The organism is Rhodococcus sp. NPDC057135, from assembly GCF_042670865.1.
Taxonomy (GTDB): Bacteria; Actinomycetota; Actinomycetes; order Mycobacteriales; family Mycobacteriaceae; genus Rhodococcus_F.
On sequence record NZ_JBHUUU010000023.1, the window covers coordinates 35,904 to 55,965 of the forward strand.

Annotated in this window: 19 protein-coding genes and 1 riboswitch; of the genes, 7 read left to right on the forward strand and 12 right to left on the reverse strand. The window is 61.8% G+C overall.

Annotation, left to right across the window (positions count from 1 at the left end; translation table 11 throughout):
• Window positions 1-3: 3 nt before the first annotated feature.
• Genes ACFT1A_RS29470 through ACFT1A_RS29480 form a run of 3 tightly spaced genes read right to left on the reverse strand, consistent with a single transcriptional unit; the run spans window position 4 to window position 2,458 of the window.
• Window positions 4-768 (reverse strand): SDR family NAD(P)-dependent oxidoreductase, encoded by a 765-nt coding sequence (locus ACFT1A_RS29470; protein WP_378449893.1) that lies wholly within the window; start codon window positions 766-768, stop codon window positions 4-6.
• A gap of 40 nt (window positions 769-808) precedes the next feature.
• Window positions 809-1,558 (reverse strand): NADPH-dependent F420 reductase, encoded by a 750-nt coding sequence (locus ACFT1A_RS29475; RefSeq protein WP_378449894.1) that lies wholly within the window; start codon window positions 1,556-1,558, stop codon window positions 809-811.
• 54 nt (window positions 1,559-1,612) lie between these two features.
• On the reverse strand, window positions 1,613-2,458 hold the full coding sequence (locus tag ACFT1A_RS29480) for an SDR family oxidoreductase (protein WP_378449895.1): 846 nt from the start codon (window positions 2,456-2,458) through the stop codon (window positions 1,613-1,615).
• A gap of 368 nt (window positions 2,459-2,826) precedes the next feature.
• Between ACFT1A_RS29480 and ACFT1A_RS29485 the strand changes: the two genes are divergently transcribed.
• Complete coding sequence (locus ACFT1A_RS29485) at window positions 2,827-3,783, forward strand: helix-turn-helix transcriptional regulator (RefSeq protein WP_378449896.1); 957 nt, start codon at window positions 2,827-2,829, stop codon at window positions 3,781-3,783.
• Between the two features lie 8 nt (window positions 3,784-3,791).
• Here the strand turns inward: ACFT1A_RS29485 and ACFT1A_RS29490 are convergent, their stop codons facing one another.
• Both ACFT1A_RS29490 and ACFT1A_RS29495 read right to left on the reverse strand, forming a co-directional pair.
• The gene (locus ACFT1A_RS29490) at window positions 3,792-4,061 is read right to left on the reverse strand and encodes a hypothetical protein (RefSeq protein ID WP_378449897.1); all 270 of its coding nucleotides are present in this window, start codon (window positions 4,059-4,061) and stop codon (window positions 3,792-3,794) included.
• A 1,014-nt stretch (window positions 4,062-5,075) separates the two neighbouring features.
• Window positions 5,076-5,996, reverse strand: a complete 921-nt coding sequence (locus ACFT1A_RS29495) for a helix-turn-helix domain-containing protein (RefSeq protein WP_378449898.1) — start codon at window positions 5,994-5,996, stop codon at window positions 5,076-5,078.
• Window positions 5,997-6,187: 191 nt separating this feature from the next.
• Here ACFT1A_RS29495 and ACFT1A_RS29500 point away from each other — a divergent pair, with 191 nt between their 5' ends.
• Window positions 6,188-6,340, forward strand: a complete 153-nt coding sequence (locus tag ACFT1A_RS29500; RefSeq protein WP_378449899.1) for a hypothetical protein — start codon at window positions 6,188-6,190, stop codon at window positions 6,338-6,340.
• Between the two features lie 38 nt (window positions 6,341-6,378).
• Complete coding sequence (locus ACFT1A_RS29505) at window positions 6,379-6,741, forward strand: hypothetical protein (RefSeq protein ID WP_378449900.1); 363 nt, start codon at window positions 6,379-6,381, stop codon at window positions 6,739-6,741.
• A 417-nt stretch (window positions 6,742-7,158) separates the two neighbouring features.
• Here ACFT1A_RS29505 and ACFT1A_RS29510 read toward each other — a convergent pair whose 3' ends face one another.
• The 6 genes from ACFT1A_RS29510 to gcvP form a co-directional block, all read right to left on the reverse strand.
• A complete protein-coding gene (locus ACFT1A_RS29510; RefSeq protein WP_378449901.1) occupies window positions 7,159-7,350 on the reverse strand; it encodes a hypothetical protein in 192 nt (63 codons plus the stop codon).
• 250 nt (window positions 7,351-7,600) lie between these two features.
• The gene (locus ACFT1A_RS29515) at window positions 7,601-8,983 is read right to left on the reverse strand and encodes an L-serine ammonia-lyase (RefSeq protein ID WP_378449902.1); all 1,383 of its coding nucleotides are present in this window, start codon (window positions 8,981-8,983) and stop codon (window positions 7,601-7,603) included.
• A 3-nt stretch (window positions 8,984-8,986) separates the two neighbouring features.
• Window positions 8,987-10,255: a serine hydroxymethyltransferase gene (glyA, locus tag ACFT1A_RS29520; protein WP_378449903.1), complete on the reverse strand. Its 1,269-nt coding sequence runs from the start codon at window positions 10,253-10,255 to the stop codon at window positions 8,987-8,989.
• Window positions 10,252-10,659: a glycine cleavage system protein GcvH gene (gcvH, locus tag ACFT1A_RS29525; RefSeq protein ID WP_378449904.1), complete on the reverse strand. Its 408-nt coding sequence runs from the start codon at window positions 10,657-10,659 to the stop codon at window positions 10,252-10,254. Before gcvH ends, glyA begins: the two co-directional genes overlap by 4 nt.
• A gap of 86 nt (window positions 10,660-10,745) precedes the next feature.
• Window positions 10,746-11,855: a glycine cleavage system aminomethyltransferase GcvT gene (gene gcvT / locus ACFT1A_RS29530; protein WP_378449905.1), complete on the reverse strand. Its 1,110-nt coding sequence runs from the start codon at window positions 11,853-11,855 to the stop codon at window positions 10,746-10,748.
• Window positions 11,852-14,650 (reverse strand): aminomethyl-transferring glycine dehydrogenase, encoded by a 2,799-nt coding sequence (gene gcvP, locus ACFT1A_RS29535; protein ID WP_378449906.1) that lies wholly within the window; start codon window positions 14,648-14,650, stop codon window positions 11,852-11,854. Before gcvP ends, gcvT begins: the two co-directional genes overlap by 4 nt.
• Window positions 14,651-14,900: 250 nt before the next feature.
• Window positions 14,901-14,992, reverse strand: a riboswitch (glycine riboswitch).
• Between the two features lie 356 nt (window positions 14,993-15,348).
• Here gcvP and lipA point away from each other — a divergent pair.
• Together lipA and ACFT1A_RS29545 are read left to right on the forward strand one after the other, a co-directional pair.
• Entirely contained in the window at window positions 15,349-16,278 is a 930-nt protein-coding gene (gene lipA / locus ACFT1A_RS29540; protein WP_378449907.1) for a lipoyl synthase, read from the forward strand.
• 31 nt (window positions 16,279-16,309) lie between these two features.
• Complete coding sequence (locus ACFT1A_RS29545) at window positions 16,310-16,450, forward strand: hypothetical protein (protein WP_378449908.1); 141 nt, start codon at window positions 16,310-16,312, stop codon at window positions 16,448-16,450.
• A 481-nt stretch (window positions 16,451-16,931) separates the two neighbouring features.
• Here ACFT1A_RS29545 and ACFT1A_RS29550 read toward each other — a convergent pair whose 3' ends face one another.
• Window positions 16,932-17,690, reverse strand: coding sequence for an IclR family transcriptional regulator (locus ACFT1A_RS29550; protein WP_378449909.1), 759 nt, complete (start codon window positions 17,688-17,690; stop codon window positions 16,932-16,934).
• A gap of 161 nt (window positions 17,691-17,851) precedes the next feature.
• On the opposite strand from ACFT1A_RS29550, the gene ACFT1A_RS29555 reads away from it, so the two are divergent.
• Window positions 17,852-19,186: an SLC13 family permease gene (locus tag ACFT1A_RS29555; RefSeq protein ID WP_378449910.1), complete on the forward strand. Its 1,335-nt coding sequence runs from the start codon at window positions 17,852-17,854 to the stop codon at window positions 19,184-19,186.
• A gap of 13 nt (window positions 19,187-19,199) precedes the next feature.
• Complete coding sequence (locus ACFT1A_RS29560) at window positions 19,200-20,009, forward strand: enoyl-CoA hydratase/isomerase family protein (RefSeq protein WP_378449911.1); 810 nt, start codon at window positions 19,200-19,202, stop codon at window positions 20,007-20,009.
• Window positions 20,010-20,062: the final 53 nt, after the last annotated feature.

Sequence of the window (20,062 nt, forward strand, 5' to 3'; positions counted from 1 at the left end):
GGTTCAGACCTGCGAGGTGGGCATGGCCCACAGCTCGGCGATCGATGCCCGTCGCGGGCGGGTGACCATGTATGCGATGCTGTCGGCGATGTCCTCGGGCTGGAGGCGCTCAGGGATATCGTCGCTGGCGTCGAGGCCGTCGCGGATCTGCTGATTGTTGTGGGAGACGAGTTCGGTGAGGACCGCTCCCGGTTCGAGGACGCCGACGCGGATGTGCTGCTTGGTGACCTCTTGGCGTAGCGCCTCGGTGAATCCGTTGACGCCGAACTTCGTCATGTTGTAAACCCCGAAGTTGGCGGAGGCCTGGCGCCCGGCGATCGAGGAGATGTTGACAATGTCGGCGACCCCTCGCACGTCGTCTGTCCCTGCAGACTGCAGGTACGGCAGCGCAGCGTGGGTGATGTAGAGCAAGCCCTTCTGGTTGACGGCGATCATTCGCTCCCACTCCTCGATGTCAGCTCCGGCGATCTGCCCCAGGAGCATGAGGCCGGCGTTGTTGACGAGGATGTCGAGCCTGCCCAGGCTCTCGACGGCGGTCTGAACCGCAGCCTGGGCCTGGCTCTGGTCGGTGATGTCTGCTTCGATGGCAAGGGCTGTTCCGCCCCCAGACTCGATCGCGGCTACGAGGGAATCGAGGCGGTCCTTGCGACGAGCGATGACCGCCACAGCTGCCCCGTGCTCGGCGAGCCGGCGGGCTGTGGCCTCACCGATGCCGCTGCTGGCTCCGGTGACGATCGCGACGGTGCCGTCCAACGAGATGATCTGCATAGCTTTCCTTCCGATGACATGCGTGGGTGCGCTGGTCAGGTCACTGCGTCTCGGGGAAGTACCCGCCGGCGGGTCCGCGCACGGCGCGGGTGATGAGTTCGTCGGCCGACTGCGCCGACAAGGGGATGACCGGTGCGGCGAGCAGCCAGGCGAGCAGCTCGTCGGTAGTGAGCGACTCAGTCGGCCAGGCGGGCATATACGGGTCGCAGTAGATCGGGGTACCCGGTTCGCTGCGCCAGCTGTCGGCGAGCCCACCGGTGTCGAGTGCGTCGTACCCGAGCGTGTCGAGCACCTCGGTGGCGCGCTGCTTTGCATTGGTGCTTTCACCGGCGATCGGGAGGGTACTGCGCTCTGGGGACCCGGCCGGTCGAGCACCGTTACCCAGGCTGGCGAAGGTGATGTTGTTGAACGCTTTGACGACATGGGAGTCCGCGAGGTGGGCCTGGACGAGCTCGCTCGCGGTCGAGGTCTGATCGTCGAGTGTGTCGATCTGCCCGTCACGCTGGGGGTAGTAGTTGGTCGTGTCGATGACCACCTTCCCCGCCAGCTCGTCGGCCGGGAGCTCAGTGTGAGCAATCAGGGGGATAGCGGCGATGACGACGTCAGCCTCTCGGGCGACCTCCGTCACCGTTGCCGCGCGTGCGCGGGGGCCGAGCTCGCTGACGAGCTCGGTCAGGGTCTGGGGGCCGCGAGAGTTGCTGACGATGACGTCGAAGCCAGCTGCGACGGCGAGACGGGCGAGGGTGCTGCCGATCGCGCCGGCGCCGATGATACCGAGTGGAGCTGTCATGGGTGATGTCCCGTTCTTGAGAAGAAGAGGTGATCGAGGAGTGGTGCGGTGAGCTCAGGAGTCGTAGGACAGCGACGCGGACAGGTCCCGGTTCGCGTCTATCTGCTGTTGGACGGTGGCCTGCTTCTGCTCCACACCGCCCATGGCGTCGGCGCCGGCGACGAACCGGCCCGGAAGCTCGCCCGCGTCGGAGAGCGTCACGAGCGCGGCGGCGAGCTTGGCCGGGTCTCCGCCCTGGGTGCCGTTCATCGCGCGCCAGGCCTCGATGGTCTGCGCGGTGTTCTCGGCGTAGTCGTCGACGTGCACTTCGGGCCAGATGGTCGAGGAACCCTCGACGAGTAGTTCTGTGCGGAAGAACCCGGGCACGACTGACATGGTGGAGATCCCGAACGGTGCGACTTCTTCGGCCAGGGATTCCATCCATCCTTCGAGGGCGTGCTTGGATGCGGCGTAGGCCGACATGAAGCCGCCTCCGACGAGGCCTGCGGTCGAGGTGACGGTGATGATCTGTCCTGACCGCTGGCGTCGCAGGACGGGCAGAATCGCCCGGGTGACGTTGAGGGGACCGAAGAAGTTGGTCTCCATCTGGGCGCGCACCTGTTCGGGGCTCAGGGTCTCGAAGTACCCGGCGTAGAAGTTGCCGGCGTTGTTGACGAGCACGTCGATGCGACCGAACCGTTCGACGGCCGCGGCTGCTGCGGCTTCGGCCGCGGCGGGGTCGGTGACGTCGAGAGCGAGGGTGTGCAGGTTCTCGTGCTCACCGACGGCGTCCAGGACGCGCTGCGGGTCGCGGCCCGTCGCCACGACCGAGTGGCCGGCGGCAAGGGCCGCCTGAGCGATGTCGATTCCCATGCCGCGGCTCGCGCCGGTGACGAACCAAACTTTGGTGGTGTCAGCCATGAAGACTGTCTCCTTTTCGTGGATCGCCGCACCCGCTGGGGGCGACGACTTCGATGTAAACAACATGACAACATCAGCCAACGAGGTCCTCGCCTGCTGATGGGTCCCTCTCGGTGGGGCTCACTGCCAGTGCCCCCTCCTAGGCGTTCAGTCCTTTCCCTAGCGAGAGCCATGAACATCCGGAAGAGGTTCCGTGTGAGGCTCGGCCCTTTCCGACGGGCACCCGCTGTGTGCGGTGGTGAAACGTGCACTGCCGAAAGGCGAGCATCACCAATAGAACTGGATGTCGCACAGGTATGGCAGTCCCTGATGAGAGGGGCACTCACAGTGACCCCCAACCTGGCGGAAGCGCTCGTAGAGTGGGGCCCATGACTGGCGACAACCGTGACCTCCGTGATGATTTCCGCGCGGAGATCCGAGAATTCCTGGGTACGCGGCGGGCCCGGATCACCCCGGAGCAGGCTGGACTGCCCCTGTACGGGGGAGAGCGCCGACGGGTCGCCGGGTTGCGCCGCGAAGAGGTTGCCCTCCTCGCGGGAATCTCCGGCGAGTACTACACCCGGCTCGAGCGTGGCAACGCTACCGGTGTCTCCGAAAGCGTCATCGAGGGTATCGCGCGCGCACTCCAGCTCGACGAGGCTGAACGGCTCCACCTGTTGGATCTCCTGCGCGGTGCGAACACCACCCGTCGGCCACGCCGCCGGCCCGCGTTGCAGCGCGTCCGGCCCACTGTGCAGCGGGTCCTCGACTCGATGAGCGGCACACCAGCGTTCGTCCTCAGCGGGCGCGGGGACATCCTGGCCACCAATCATCTCGGTCGGGCATTGTTCTCGCCGGTTTACGAGGATCCGGTGCGGCCGCCCAATAACGCCAGGTTCGTCTTCCTCAACCCCCGCGCGACGGAGTTTTTTCGCCATTGGGACGAGGTCGCCGGGGACACGGTCGCCATGCTGCGCGCCGAGGCCGGCCGTGATCTCTACGATCGTCGGCTGACGGACCTGATCGGTGAGTTGTCTACTCGCAGTGAGGAATTCCGTCGACGCTGGGCGGCTCACAATGTGCGAATGCACACCACCGGCGTGAAACTCCTTCACCATCCGGTGGTCGGTGACCTCGACCTGCCCTTCGAGACGTTCCCACTCGGTGACGGCCCGAGCCAGGCCCTTCTCACCTACACCGCCGAGCCTGCGTCACCGACGCAGGACGCACTGAACTTGTTGGCCAGCTGGGCCGCGACCACTGTGGACATCGAGCGGTCCGAGTCGGACAACTCCTCGTCGGCCAACCACTCCGAGTCGGCGGACTCCGCCGAGACACCCGACTGACCGATGGGTCAACCTCGAATACGCGTAATGGCGGCGCTCCGGTCGTAGGATTTTAACGCGAGACCTCGGCATCGGCGGCGAACATTTCCGCCGGTTGTGCGGCCCTCTATTTCGAGGGCCTTGAGGCAGTGGGCGTTGCAGGACTTGCCCGACACCAGCGCCGTTTCGGTGGTCGGCATCGGGGTTCCTGCGGTGTTCGCGCCGAGATTGCGCATCAGGCCCGAGCTATAGACGTCCGGATCGTCGCAATGGCGCAACGCTGATCCGTTGCGCCGCACGGCGATGCACTCTTCGAGTTCAGCGGGAGGTGTGCCCGTTCGCCTGGCCTCCGGGCGGAGGCCCACGCATCCTGGTCTAAGGGTCTCCACTCGAACGGAACACCAGTCCGTCAGGCCCCTGGACCAGCATTGTTGCCGAAGTTTTGCGCGGTTTTTACACGTGATAACCCGAAACTTTCCGGAACCAATCGAAAGACGGTTGAACGAAATTTTCCTGCACGGCAGCGAAATAGAACCACCTGGCTTGGCTGCGAAGATGTCAGATTGCGCTGGCGAGGGTGAGGCTGGGCAGAGCGCCTCGTTCTAGTGAATGCGAGCCGTAGTCGGGATGGCTTCAACAACCCAGGGGAGGGGTAACAGCAAAAACTGGCAGCTGCTCTCTAGCGATTCCGGGAGTGAATTGTACTCGAACACAACCATCCGAGACCAATGGGACCGTTCCGGTCACCCACGAGTACACCCAGGGCCCTTCATCGAGTTCGACAATGGCGATTGTCTGCGGCGTGAACGCATCACGTGCGCGGTCGTCCCCTCGTTCGACGACCTTCGACGAGACAATGAATCCAAGGCCGGCGGATTCGACTTGGGTGAGGCGGTTTCCGTGGCAACGAGAACACTCCGCAACAGACGGTGCGAGAAGTGTTGCGCAACTGAAGCACTGTTGAATTACGAGCTTGCGCTTCGCAGATGAATGTGGGGAGGGAAAACTGTCGATTGTCATTGCTCGGGCCTTGGGGAGAGGGCGGGATGTGTCGAGCGATTCGCTCTGAGCTGTGTGGTAGGTCCGGGGGCGTTGGCCACCGCCGAAGCGCAATTTGGGTCAAGTCAAGCTCGTCGCTCGGTCTGTGATGGATCGACGGTGTTCTTGGTCGAGCTACTACGAGTTGCGCCTGAAGAATCAGCCTGGTGTGGAGAATGGCGTGCCGTAATTCTCGCAATCGGACACTCTCGGGTCTTGCTGATCGCCGACAGTAGGTTGATTCATCGTGACAACGTCACGAGATCTGACTGCGGTCAGCGATAGCGAGCGCGGAACTGCGTAGGGTTCACTCCGTACTGAGCGCTGAAGTTGCGGCTGAACTGCGCGAGATCGAAGTATCCGTAACGCGCGATGACAGCTGTGATGTTTGTGTGTGGGTCGACCAACAGTGCGTGGCGGCATTTGTCCAGGCGCCTGCGGCGTATCCAGTGGGCAACGGTGGTGCCTTCTTTGGCGAAAAGTCGATGCAAAGTTCGAGTCGAGATGAAGAAGTGGCGGGCGACCATACTCGGGTCGAGCTGCGGGTCGGATAGGTTCGCTTCGATATAGCCAAGAATTCTTCTCATGAGATCGTCGGGCGTGATCAGGTTCTCGCGATCTTGGCGTCCGACGGTCACTGTCATCGCGGCGAGCTCGTCCGCGAAACGGATGCCGTCGCAGGCGGAGATGTCGCCCCCGAGTTGTACGACGTCGGTCAGAGTACGTGAGAGTATTCCGCTGATTCCAGAGTCGCCCGGAAGCGTTCGCGCAGTTATTTGTTCGGATTCACGGGTGTCAAGGTCGATTGCATCGCGTTGCCAGGTGAATACCAGTAGCTTCCATTCACCGTCGAGTCGCCACTGAAATGTCCGCGCTGTCTCGTACACGGCAAAGTCGCCTGCTGAAAGTTGGCATGTGCGACCGTCCTGGATCAGGCGTCCGGTGCCCTGGGTAACCAGTCCGACCTGAAAGAGATCTGCGGGGGCATCGGAGATCAGACGTTTCGATCTGGTGAAGGTTTGCGCAGACGATGACACTTCGGCTGCCGAAAGGTGACCTACATTATGGTTCCGAATGCGGCCCCTGAGAGAGTTTTTTGTCTCCGGTGCGATGGCAAGTGAGACGAAGGTGGATCCGATCAGTTCGATCCAATCGTCTAGGCTATCGGCGAAGGGATCTGAGGGTGCAGTGTCCATCAGTGCTTCTCGGATCTACGAATATGCTCACCGGCGGCAAGATCACGGCGAGAAGGTCTTGTAGTCAGGACCGGACGTCCGCACCAGCTTTCTGGCGACCAGTTGCCTGCTACGCACCCATCGTACGCCGACCCCGTCGAGGTCGCGACACGACTCGTGAGCGGGCATCCGACAGCTACGGCGGAGTGACTATGCGTACCAGAACAATCGGAGGGGCTCGATCGTGCCGCTCCGTCGAACACCTCGACGCCACCATCCGCGCCGGCGGCATCCGTTGCGATGCCGACGTCCTGTGCGAGCTCGACCGGATCTGGCTCGGGCCCGGCGGATCACCGCGGTCCTAGGTCTAGTGATGGCATGACCGGACACTGGCGCGGCCGCCGTGGAGACCACCGCTCTGGCAGAGCGCATCCACATGGAGGGGCGACAACTCATGATCGACAACGGATTCGAGCAGATTTTCCCGCTCGGAGAGCCCAAAATGACGCCTACGCGCAATAAATCACCGGGCAGCTACCTCGCACAGCTCACCGACGGAAGCGTGCCCGTCAGCAACGTGACGTTCGAGCCGGGATGCCGAAACTATTGGCACATTTTCCACGACGCCGCCGGAGGCGGCGACCAGATCCTGCTGTGCACCTCTGGTAGCGGTTGGTACCAAGCCGAGGGCGAGGACTCGATCAGCAAGTACGAGGCGAAGGCCTCTCGTGCCGTTCCGGAGCTCTGCGTGCAGGCCATTCACTGATGCAAAGTTGGACGATGACAAAGGTCAATCGTGATGTTTGACCGCATCGGAAGCGTCTGCCGATGATCTCCAAAAGTAGTTGTACAAGAGCATCTTCGATAAATCGTGGAGCCTGGTAGTTCTTCATCTGCCATCCCTGCGCTCAGAGCGGTGGCGCATCCGGCCTGAAAGCATGCAGCGCTGCGGTGACCGTTTCGGAGTTCTTTGGCGAGTTCGGATTCTCGACTTTCCAGGTCGCCACTCTCGGCAGGTGCGTGTTGTCGGCATCGTCGGTGAGCGCGAGCGATACGCATGCGTATGTAGCGGCCCGAGCGCACCACATCAACTCAAGTCTCGTGGTGGCTTTGCCGGGCCCACGCCGTGCGACGTCGACGCGCGGGTTCTCTTGCACTTCTCGTCCCACCGACAGTGGCACCATCAGGTCGTTGTCCGTCCCGGCTGACTCTGCACGCGGCGAGCCTTGCGGTCGAGTGCGCCCGCCCGGTTCTGGGTGAAGGTCTGAGTCGTGCGCTGAACGAGCGCATGTTGAACCAGCGCACCGCAGTCAATCTGATCATGAACCACACAGGTGCCACCGGTGTCGGTTTCGTACAGCTTGACCAGCGCCATCAGGTACAGCGTTCCTGTGTGTTCCGCGGCCGGTCGCCATGTCCAATCGCGGAGACGGTGAACCCGAGGGAGCTCACGCTGTGGAGTGCGCGAGGCCGATCCGAACCTGGCGCACCACCATTATCAACATCCCGACAGCGTGGAGAACTGTCGGACTTCCAGCCATCGGCGATGATGGACGGCGTCCCAGTGCTCAGCGAGGGTTGGCGGTTGCCGGAGACTTCAACGCACTATTTGCACCGCCCCGTATTTAGCACTCTGCCAAGTTGACCGAGACATTGATAGCGAGGCCTCCCGTCGAGGTTTCCTTGTATTTCGAGCTCATGTCGGCACCGGTAGCTTTCATTGTCTCGATTACCTGGTCCAAGCTGACACGATGTATTCCATTGCCGCGCAGAGCCATTCGCGCCGCATTGACGGCTTTTCCTGCTGAGATGGCGTTACGTTCTATGCAGGGAATTTGGACCAGCCCACCGATCGGATCGCAGGTGAGACCCAGGCTGTGTTCCATGGCAATTTCTGCCGCATTTTCGACTTGTTCTGGTGTGCCACCGAGAATTTCGGCGAGACCAGCAGCCGCCATCGAGGCAGCAGAACCAACCTCGCCCTGGCATCCCACCTCTGCGCCGGAGATCGACGCTCGTTCCTTGTACAAGGATCCAACAGCAGCGGCGGCGAGGAGGAATCTGATGGTGGTGTCTTCCGGGTCGGTTCGGCCTGCGGGGGTGTAATAGACTGCGTAGTGCAGGACGCCGGGAATAATCCCGGCGGCACCGTTGGTGGGGGCAGTGACGATCCGCCCGCCCGATGCGTTCTCTTCGTTCACCGCCAAGGCAACGAGATTCACCCAGTCTTCGGCGAATACGGGGTCATGATGGGTGTCTTCGGCGGATAACTTCTCGTACCAGTTCTTCGCACGCCGCTGCACCTGCAGATTCCCGGGTAGGTAGCCATCGCGTGTCACACCGCGCTTTTCGCAGTCGACCATCACGTCTCGGATATGCAACAACCGACGTCGAACTTCGAGTTCTGATCTGTCGACACACTCATAGGCGAGCATGAGCTCACTGATGCTGAGACCGTAGTGGTCGGTGAGGTCCAACAGTTCGCGACCTGAACTGAAGGTGAACTCGTTGGCGCGATGAACGCTGACTCTGTTCTCGTCGTCGCCGGTGACGACGAACCCGCCACCGATCGAGTAGTAGGTGCGCACATACAACGTCGCACCTGCATTGCCGGTTGCGGTCAGGGTCATGGCGTTCGGGTGGATGTCGAGGAACGTCAGGGGGTGTAGAACCATGTCCTCCTCGGCGAGGGGTATTTCGACGACCCCGCCGAGTCTGATTCGACGGGAGGAGCGCATCTCCTTCAGACGCCGCTCCATGACATCGGTTTCTATCTCCTCTGGTCGATTGCCTTCCAGACCCAGCAGAATTGCGGACATGGTGCCGTGTCCGGCGCCGGTAGCCGCGAGAGACCCGTAAAGATCCACACGCACACCCGCGATGTGAGGGAGAACGCCGTCCTTGTCGAGATCACCGACGAACTGGACTGCAGCCCGCATGGGGCCGACAGTGTGTGAACTCGACGGCCCGATCCCGACCGAGAACAGGTCGAACACACTGATGGTCATCGATTAGAGCTCCGGGTAGAGCGGGTATTTCGCGGACAAAGCGCGCACCTTTGCTGCGAGTTCGGAAGTGTCCGCGCCATCCTCGGCGACAAGCGCCCGGGCAATCAGGTCCGCTACGATAGCGAAATCGGGCCCGTCGAAGCCGCGGGCTGCCAGCGCGGGGGTACCGATCCGCAAACCCGAAGTCACAATTGGTGGGCGGGGGTCGAACGGAACTGCGTTTCGATTGACGGTGATACCTATTGCATCGAGACGATCTTCGGCGTCCTGACCGTTGATAGCGGCGTCACGTAAGTCCACAAGGACTAGGTGCACGTCGGTCCCGCCGGTGAGAACACTGATTCCAGCTGCTTTGACGTCGGTCTGGATGAGCCGGAGGGCGAGCGCTTTCGCGCCTTCCAGAACTCGCTGCTGGCGCCGAGCGAACTCGGGTTCGGCGGCCATCTTGAAGGCCGTGGCCTTCCCGGCGATCACATGTTCGAGAGGGCCGCCCTGTTGGCCGGGAAACACTGCAGAGTTGATCTTCTTGGCGATGACGGCGTCGTTGGTGAGGATGACGCCGCCGCGCGGACCGCCGAGAGTTTTGTGCGTCGTCGACGTCACCACGTGGGCATGCTGAACAGGAGATGGGTGCAGTCCGGCGGCGACCAAGCCTGCGAAGTGCGCCATGTCGACCATCAGGTACGCACCGACCTCGTCGGCGATCTTGCGGAAACGTGCAAAGTCGAGGTGTCGCGGATAGGCGGACCATCCAGCGATGATCAGCTGGGGGCGGTGTTTTCGGGCAGCCTCAGCGACGGCATCCATGTCGACGAGGTAGTCCTCTTTCGATACCCCGTATGCGGCAACATTGTACAGCTTGCCAGAGAAGTTCAACCGCATGCCGTGAGTCAGGTGTCCGCCATCGGCCAGGGACAATCCGAGAATGGTGTCGCCTGGCTTGATGAGTGCGTGCATCACAGATGCGTTCGCGGTGGCACCGGAATGTGGTTGCACGTTGGCGAATTCGGCATCGAAGAGCTCTTTGACTCGGTCGATGGCGATCTGTTCGATGACATCGACGTGCTCACAGCCACCGTAATACCGTCGCCCGGGGTAGCCCTCTGCGTACTTGTTGGTCAGGACCGACCCTTGGGCTTCCATAACAGCCACGGGGGCATGGTTTTCAGAGGCGATCATCTCTAAGCCGTTGCGCTGGCGTTCGAGTTCCTTGGCGATCAGGGCAGCGATCTCGGGATCGAAGTCCGCAAGACGGCTGTCGAGGACGCTCATGCCTCGACACCGTTCTTGTCGGCGTACACGGCGGCCGTATGCAACTCGGCCGAATCGGTGGGTTGAACTGCGAACAGCCAGCCCTCGATGTAGGGATCCGCTGTGATCAACCCTGGGTCCTCGACGACCGCCGTATTGACCACCGTGACCCGGCCGCTGACGGGCGGAAAAAGCTCGGACACGGTTTTGGTCGACTCTACTTCGCCGCAGGATTCGCCGACGGTGATCGTCGCCCCCACCTCGGGAAGTTCGACAAAGACCAGTTCTCCAAGCGAGTCGACGGCGATCGAGGTGATTCCGACCCGGACGGGATGGTCCGGAAGCGGCTCGCCCGGCGCGATAGCGACCCATTCGTGGTCGTCGGTGTAGCTACGGTCGTTGGGGATGGAGATATTCGAGGTCATGTGTAAACACCTTGTGGTTGAGGCTTCGTGTTGAAGCTGCTACGGAGGACTGAGCCGAATCGTGCTGAGCGGCCGCGCGGTTCGGCTCAGGAACGGCGGTAGAACGGGACCGGGGAGACAGTGAAGGGTTCGACTTTGCCGCGGATATCGACGGAGACGAGCGTGTCATTTTCACTGTGGGCGATGTCGATGTAGGCCAGGGCGATTGGACGCCCCAGAGTTGGAGACAACGCGCCGGACGTGATCTGTCCTATCGGGAATCCGTCGGCGTCGAGCACAGGGTAACCGGTGCGTGCCGCGCGGCGTCCGCTGCCGACGAGCCCAACGAGTCGTCGTTGGGGCTTCTCTGTCGAAAACGTCTGTAGGGTGTCGCGTCCGATGAAATTCTTGTTCAACCGGATGACTTTGCCCAGGCCTGCCTCGTACGGGTTGGTGTTGACGTTTAGTTCGTGCCCGTAGAGCGCCATGCCGGCCTCGAGACGCAGAGTGTCTCGGCATGCTAGGCCGGCCGGGACGCCGCCGCGGGCGACTGTGCTCGCGGCCAAAGCACGCCACAGATGCACGGCACCGGAATTGGGAACGTACAACTCGAACCCGTCCTCGCCGGTATATCCAGTCCTGGCGAGTAACACTTGCTGTCCGGCGATGTCGGCGGTTGTGACTGCGTAGTATTTCAGATCGGCGACGACCTGAGTCTGTTCCGCAGGGGCGAGGTCGGCAACGATGTCCTGCGCGGCCGGCCCCTGCACTGCGATGAGTGCCGTTTCGGTCGAACGGTCGGTCACCGCGACATCGAAGCCTTCGGACCGGGCGAGCAGGTTGGCGAACACCGCTGCTGCGTTGGCTGCATTGGCAACGATCAGAAAGTGGTCCTCGGCGAGGCGGTAGACGACGAGATCGTCGACCACACCGCCATTCTGGTTGCACAGCAGTGAGTATTTTGCCCGGCTGACCGCGATTTTCGACAGTTCCCCGACCAACGCGTGATCGAGCATGACCCCGGCGTCGGTGCCGGTGATGTCGATCTCACCCATGTGGGACAAATCGAACAAGCCCGCGCGGGTGCGCACGGCTCGATGTTCGACGAGTTCGCTGGTGTACTTGAGCGGCATCTGCCAGCCGGCGAAATCGGTGAAACTCGCACCGAGCGAGACGTGTTCGTCGAGCAACGGCGACTTAGGTGTCACTGTGGTCATGCGAGCGTCTCCTGTTTCGGTGCAGAGTCGGGTGCGGCCTCGAACGCTTCTGGGGCGGGGCAGGAGCAGACCAGGTTGCGATCGCCGTGAACGCCGTCGATACGGCGTACCGGCGACCAGTACTTACCGGATCGCAGGGATGCAACAGGGTAGGCGGCGGTGCGCCGCGGGTAGGGCAAATCCCAAGTGTCTGCGGTGACTTGTTCTGCGGTATGCGGTGCCTGACGCAGCGGGCTGCGTTCGAGAGGCCAGACGCCTTCTCCGACGAGGTCGATCTCGTGCCGGATCGCGATCATCGAGTCGATGAAGCGGTCCAGCTCGGTCAGATCCTCGGATTCGGTCGGTTCCACCATCAGGGTGCCGTTGACCGGGAACGACAATGTCGGAGCGTGAAAACCGTAGTCGATAAGGCGTTTTGCTACATCCTCGGCGGTGACACCGGTCGCCTTGGTGAGTTGCCTTAGATCGAGGATGCACTCGTGGGCAACAAGCCCCGAAGGCCCGGTGTAGAGCACGGGGTAATGCTCGTGCAGCGCCTTGGCCACGTAGTTGGCGGTAAGTACCGCATTCTTGGTGGCCGCGGTGAGCCCGTCCGGTCCCATCAGGGCAATGTATGCCCAGGTAATCGGAAGAATTCCGGCTGAACCGTAGTTGGATGCGGACACCGGCACGCCGAGTTGGCCACTGGCGAGAGGGTTCCCGGGTAAGAACGGTGCCAAATGTTTGCGCACCGCCACAGGTCCGACCCCCGGTCCGCCGCCGCCGTGCGGGATGCAGAATGTTTTGTGCAGATTCAGGTGAGAAACGTCGCCGCCGAACTGGCCGGGCTGGGCAAGTCCGACGAGTGCGTTCAGGTTCGCTCCGTCGACATACACTTGGCCTCCTGCATAGTGCACGAGGTCGCAGACGGTGCGCACGTCGGTCTCGTACACCCCATGGGTCGAGGGGTAGGTGAGCATGATCGCCGCAATCTTTCCTTCGTGTGCAGCGATTTTCGCGCGCAGGTCGTCGAGGTCGATATTGCCGTTGTCAGCGGTCGCGACAGCGACGACGCGCATACCTGCCAGGACCGCGGATGCGGCATTGGTGCCGTGCGCGGACTGTGGGATCAGGCAGATGTCGCGGCGGGTGTCACCGCGGCTTTCGTGGTAGCCGTTGATCGCGAGCAGCCCGGCCAGTTCGCCTTGTGAACCTGCATTGGGCTGCAGCGATACGCGGTCGTACCCGGTAATCTCGCTGAGCGAGCGTTCCAGGCCGCGGATGAGCTGCAGGTAGCCCGCTGTCTGTTCGACGGGGGCATAGGGGTGGATGGAGGCGAATCCCGGCCAGCTGATCGGCTCCATTTCCACTGCCGAATTCAGCTTCATCGTGCACGAACCGAGGGGGATCATGGTGCGGTCGAGCGCAAGATCTTTGTCGGATAACGCGCGCAGGAAGCGGATCATGGCGGTTTCGGACCGGTAGTTGTGGAAAACGTTATGCCGCAGAAAATCGCTCGTCCTGCGGAGCGAAGGGGCCAGTGCAGATTGGGATTTGGGATGATCGTCTGCGCCGAACACGTGGAGGACCCGGGCGATGATGTCATCGGTGGTGCATTCGTCACAAGCAATTGCGACATGATCGTCATCGACAAATCGGAGATTGATGCCGTTACTGTCTGCACGATCAACGAACGTGCGCGCCGATCCCGGAGTGCGGACGAGGACGGTGTCGAAGAAGTCCTCGTGGACGACGATGTGCCCTGCCGCTTGCACACCGATCGCGAAGGTCGTTGCGTGTGCGTGGACGCGTTCGGCGATGGCGCGCAACCCTTCTGGGCCGTGATAGACAGCGTACATCGCGGCCACGTTCGCGAGCAGCGCTTGAGCTGTACAGATGTTGCTCGTGGCTTTGTCGCGACGAATGTGTTGCTCGCGGGTCTGCAGCGCCAGCCTGTAGGCACGCTTCCCGTCGACGTCGACCGAGACGCCGACCAGCCGGCCAGGCAGCATGCGCTCAAGTCCTGCGCGCACCGCCATGTAGCCGGCGTGGGGACCGCCGAAGAACAACGGCACACCGAATCGCTGCGCTGAGCCGACGGCTATGTCCGCGCCCTGCTCACCAGGAGGTGTCAGAATTGTCAGCGACAGCAGATCGGCAGCGACCGTCGTGAGCGCTTCGCGTTCCTTCGCGAGCGCGATCAGCGGTTCGAGGTTGCGTACCGCTCCGTTTGCGCCTGGTGCTTGGAGCACCAGGCCGAAGAAGTCGCCTTCGGGCAGTCCGTCGGTCAGGTCGGCGACCTCGACCTCGATGCCTACGAACTTGGCCCGACCGCGCACCACCGCAAGAGTCTGCGGCAGAATTTCTGCGTCGATGATTACCCGAGGTGACGAGGTTTTCGTCTTGTTCGCGCGGCGCATGAGCAGCACCGCCTCCATCACGGCCGTGGCCTCGTCCAACAATGAGGCCCCTGCCAGCGGCAGGGCGGTCAGATCCTCGATGACAGTTTGGAAAGTCAGCAAGGCTTCGAGTCTGCCCTGCGAGATTTCCGGCTGGTACGGGGTGTAGGCGGTGTACCACGCTGGCGACTCAAGCATATTGCGGCGCAACACTGCCGGGGTGATGGTGTCGTGGTAACCGAGCCCGATCATCTGTACGCGGATTTCGTTGCGCTCCGCCAGAACCCGCAAGTCTGCAAGTACCTGCTGCTCGCTGCGCGCTTCGGGTAGGTTAAGTGGCTGGCTGCTGCGGATCTGTTTGGGGACGGCGTTGTCGATCAGAGTATCGAGATGCTCGTAGCCGAGCGATTCCAACATACGTTGAGTAGCTTGAGGATTCGGACCAATGTGGCGACCCGGGAACTCACCGTGAAGCCGACTGGGTGGGTGATCTGACAAGGGGTGACTCCGATTTCGGTGATGTCCGGACGGCACCGGACAAGCGACTTGGATACACCTCCCCGCTCTGTCCTTGAAACCTGAGAGTCTGGGCAGATCGCCATAGGCGACGTGCTCTACACCTTCGGTAAGTTTCGGTCTTGCAACCGATCCTGTTCTCCAGAGTTGCCTCTGCGCGGCGGTACTGGGGCCTGAGAGATTCCTGGGGAGGAAATTGCTCCTACGGCGCCTCCACAAAGGAGGTTCTCCCGCTGCGCGTCATCAGCGTATTCAATTTTCTGGTGTCAACATACAAGGAAAATTGACCCATGTCGCCTTGAAAAACAGCAGTGCCGTTCCGTGGCGTCGCTCGCGCGGGCCCTTCATTCCGCTCTATCCCCTCATGCATGGTGCATGCCCCCTTGATTTCAAACACTCTGTTTGGCATCCTTATCAAGGTTTGCCTCGCTATCAAGGTGTGCCTCGCTGTCACACGCGAGATGCTGAACCACTCGGACGACACTCGTGCAATGGTTGTCCTCCATTCATCATTTTCCGTTCGTTCGTGTGTTTCGTGGCGCGCTCGGATCGGTAAGCGTTCGTAATTCATTCGGTTCGCCGCCGAGTAAGGAGTCCTCATGACCGTTGCCCCGGAAGGACGTCGGCTACTGCGCCTCGAAGTTCGTAATTCGCAGACACCAGTCGAGCGCAAGCCGCCGTGGATGAAGGTGCAAGTGCGTACGGGCTCTGAATATCGCGAGCTGGCGTCCCTCGTGCAGCGTGAGGATCTGCATACCGTGTGCCAGGAAGCAGGTTGTCCCAACATCTTCGAGTGCTGGGAGGATCGGGAGGCCACTTTCCTTGTCGGGGGCGACCAGTGCACCCGCCGCTGTGATTTCTGCCAGATCGACACCGGCAAACCAACCGTGCTCGACCGCGACGAGCCGCGTCGGGTCGCCGAATCGGTGCGCGCGATGGGCCTGCGCTACGCCACCGTGACTGGGGTGGCCCGAGACGATCTCCCCGACGGTGGGGCCTGGCTCTACGCCGAGACCGTGCGCAGAATTCATGAGCTGTGCCCCGGGACCGGTGTGGAATTGCTCGCACCGGACTTCGACGCAAATCCGGACCAGCTGCAGGAAGTGTTCGACAGCAGGCCGGAAGTGTTCGCGCATAACATCGAGACAGTGCCGCGTGTGTTTCGCCGAATCCGACCCGGTTTCGCTTACCAACGATCCCTCGACGTGATCGTGAAGGCACGTGAGGCGGGGCTGATTACAAAATCCAACCTCATTCTCGGGTTAGGGGAAACCACCGACGAGGTCATCCTGACTCTGACCGACCTCAGGGCCGCCGGCTGCCAACTGATTACCATCACCCAGTACCTGCGTCCCTCATCGCGACATCATCCAGTTGAGAGATGGGCTCCTCCCGAGGAATTCACCATGCTCGACGGAGTCGCGCGGGAACTCGGTTTCCTCGGAGTGATGTCGGGTCCGCTGGTTCGCTCGTCCTATCGAGCCGGACGACTCCACGCTCAGGCGACGTCGGGTGTCGCATCACGCTGAACCCTTCGTGGTCTTATGTCCGCCCATCCCAATGACCACCCCAGCGGCCCGCCAACACCCGCAGCCTGCTGCGCGGGTGTTGGTGGTCGTCTCCGATCCCACCGGCACATACCTCGGGGAGCTGACCGAACCGACCGCCGTCATGGCGCCCGGCGATTCGAGGAGATGTTGACGATGCTCGACGCCGGCTCCCATCTATCGTTCGGCACCCCGGGCGGTAAGGTCCCCACGATCGATGGCACCTAGTGCCGCTTGACGTACTTCCGCCTCTTCCGCGCCAAGCGGGATGCGGCTCTGGCCAGCTAAACCCGGCTGCTCGGACTCGGCTTCGCGATGCCGGCCAAAGCTCAAACAAGTCGCCCACGCAGTTCTGGCATGACTGTGAAACACGGTATCGAGGACGCATACGTTGTCGCAGCTCAACGAGGGTAGGTGACCGCTTCCGGAAGCTGTGATCCGGCCGTCGACCGTCTCGATCCGTGACTCTTCGGTCAGCTCGGATCGTTCGGCGTTTCTGCATGGATGCAGTCCTCCCGGGGTACCGGGTCCCCTCAATCCCCTCCGAGCAACAATTTGGCGCCTCGGCGCCTTCGGCATGCACGTGGCGGAAACGTCCGCCGACGTGATCGGACGCAGCGCTCCGTCGTAAGGGATTAATTCCAGCCCGTCGTTGACAGCCTGCCGCTGCTGATCTCCTTGCTCGCTTGTAGTGCCCGCTGTCCGTAGTCGATGTAGAGATCGGGGGTTAAGCGGATGCTGGGTGCCGAGATCGAGAGCGCAGCGATTGATTGTTGATCTGGCCCAACGATCGGAGCTGCAATAGCGGTTGTGCCATCTTCCAAACCTTGCTCATTGACTACGTAGCCTTGCTGCCGAACTTGCTCCAGCAGCGCACGAAACGTGTCTGGGTCGGTGATGGTTTGCCTGGTGGAGGGGGCCAGGCCTGCGGCGATGTACTTTTCGGCCACGGTGAGGGGTTGGAAAGCGAGGTACGCGATGCCATTTGCGGTTGCGTGCATTGGTCTCGCCCCGCCGATTGGGAGGAAGACGCGAACCTGGTGCGCGCTGTCGAGGCGTTCGATGAGCACCATGTCGCGGCCCTCGGGGACCGTGAGGTGCACGTTCTCTTTGGTGTAATTCTGGAGGTCGCTCAGGGCCAGTAGCGCCATCTCCCGGATCCGCTGTGTATCGGGGACTTGAGCGCCGACAGTGAAGGCTTTCGTGGTCAGTATCCACAGCCCTGATTCCTTGGTCTGACGGATCCAGCTTTCATCGCGCAGCGTCGTAAGACAGCGCTGCACGGTTGCCTTCGAGACGGAGGTTGCGCGGGCGAGCTCACTGAGTCCGATCGGCTGAAGGCGTGCAACAGCTTCGAGAATGTGTAGCGCGGTCGCCACGGCCTGCGTCGCCATCAAACCTCCATCAGATCGTGTATCCCGCGAGCATACGGCCGATCGCCTCATGTCCCGGCGCGCCCTCAACGTTGACGTGTGCTAGATCACACTCTAATGTGATCGGATCATCTTGTAAACCGCTCGGTTTGCACATTGGACCATTCGGAGGTTTGACCGAAGTGACTCTTCAAATTGCCGCGTTCGCGGTGTTGGTGGCAGCGTTCGCGCTGGCGACTGTCCGACCGGTGCACATGGGCGCATTGACGCTTGCCGTTGCGCTCGGCGTGGGAACGACGCTTGCCGGCTTGTCGATCTCAGAGATCCTGTCCGGCTTCCCGGTGGACATCATGCTGCTCCTGCTCGGAGTGACCTATCTGTTTGGAATAGCCCGAAGCAACGGCACCCTTGATTGGATCGTGCAGGGCGCAATTCAGCGGACCGGAGCCCGGGACGCTCTCCTGCCGTGGGTGTTTTTCGCCCTTACTGCCGGAATCAGCAGTTTGGGTTCCCCGCTCGCTGGCGTGGTGCTCGCGCCTCTCGCATTAGGAATCGCCAAGCAGCGCGGGCGTGATCCGATCCCGCTGGGCCTGGCGGTGCTCACCGGAGGTTCCGCGGGTGGGTTCGCCCCCACCAGCCTGTTCGGCATCATTACCGTGGGTGTGGCTGAGCGTAGCGGCATCGAAATCAATGCTCTCGCATTCTTCGGATTCGTCGTAGTCGTCAACCTTGTATTGCTTGCCGCCGCGACCCGACTGTTCCGTCGACACGGAGCGCCGACCGAGCCGGGTGAGCCTGTGGACCACGGTGGCGCTGTTTCTGTATCGGCCCCTGGCCAGGATCACCTTCGCGGCGGCGCAACGACGGGATTGCTGGCGCCGGAGAAGGCGCCGATACTCAATCGCCTCAATGCTTTCCAGCGAGTCACCGTCGTCGCATTGGTCAGCTTGATCGTCGGCGTCGTGGCGTTGTCAGTGGCCGGAGTCAACGTCAACGTCGGGGCACTTGCCCTCGGTCTCGGGGTGACTGTCTCGGTGCTCTTCTCTGATCAAACCCGCTCCGCTGCAAAGGATGTCGACTGGTCGACCATTCTGCTGGTTGGTGGGATCATCACTTACGTCGGAGTGCTTCAGGAAATGGGCGCCGTCGATCTGATCAGCGATGGCGCCGCCCATATCCAGGCTCCACTGATCGCCGCATTTGCGTTGTGTCTCACCGGTGCGTTCGTGTCGGCGTTCGCGTCCACGACCGGGATCCTCGGTGTACTCATTCCGCTCGCGCTCCCACTGATAGCGCAGGGACAGATTCCCGCCGCAGGGCTGATCTGCGCGTTGGCGGTCTCGTCATCTCTCGTGGACAGCACACCCTTTTCCACCGCGGGCGCCGCCGTTGTCGCCTCCGCCGACGAATCTGATCGACCTCGAATGACCAAGAACCTCATGCGGTGGGGAATGTCGATGATCGTCATCGGTCCATTGATCACGTGCGCGATCCTCGTTGTTCCCGGCTACTTCTGACAGGAAACTTCTCATGACACAGCCGACCACCGATATTCTCGACCACTTGTCGTCCCCGACGGTCACGCTCGAGTTCGATTCTCGAACACCAACTCTGACTATCGATAATCCCACCCACCGCAACGCACTCACCGCCGAGATGCGACGGGAGATGTTCGATCACCTCAGGCATCTCGCACACCGGACCGACATCAGAGCGATCATCCTCACCGGCAAAGGTACTGACTTCAGCGCCGGTATGGATATCAGTGAAATCGACGCCCAGGCCGTCGACGGTGTCGCCGAGGACATGATCCAACTCGAAGAGGCCATCGCGCAGTTCCCGGTGCCGGTCATCGCCGCGATCCGCGGAAACTGCATCGGCGCCGCCGCCCAACTGGCCGTAGCATGCGACCTACGAATCTGTGACACCACCGCCCGTTTCGCCATTACACCGGCCAAACTCGGACTCGTCTACCCCGCACGTTCGATCGAGCGACTTCTCGCTGTCGTCGGCGTTGCGGCGGCAAAGCAATTGCTTCTGACCGGGGCCACCCTTGACGCCGAGACCGCGAAGACCCTCGGCATCGTCACCACCCTCGTCGACACGGACCTCGACGCGCAGGCGGCAGCGACGGCCTGCACCATCGCCAGTCGCTCACCGATCAGCGTTCGTGCAGCAAAGGAAATGCTCGAAGCAGCATCGATCGGAGGTCGGGTTCCGGAAGAAGTCCAAACTCGTTGGTCCGCATCACGTATCACTGATTCTGCTGTCGGTATCACAGCCTTCGGAAACCGATGCGCACCAATCTTCCCGGACTTCAAAGTCAATACGGACGAGTAAATGGTCGGCACGAACCAATAACACGAACCAATAAGACGCCTACAAACGATCAA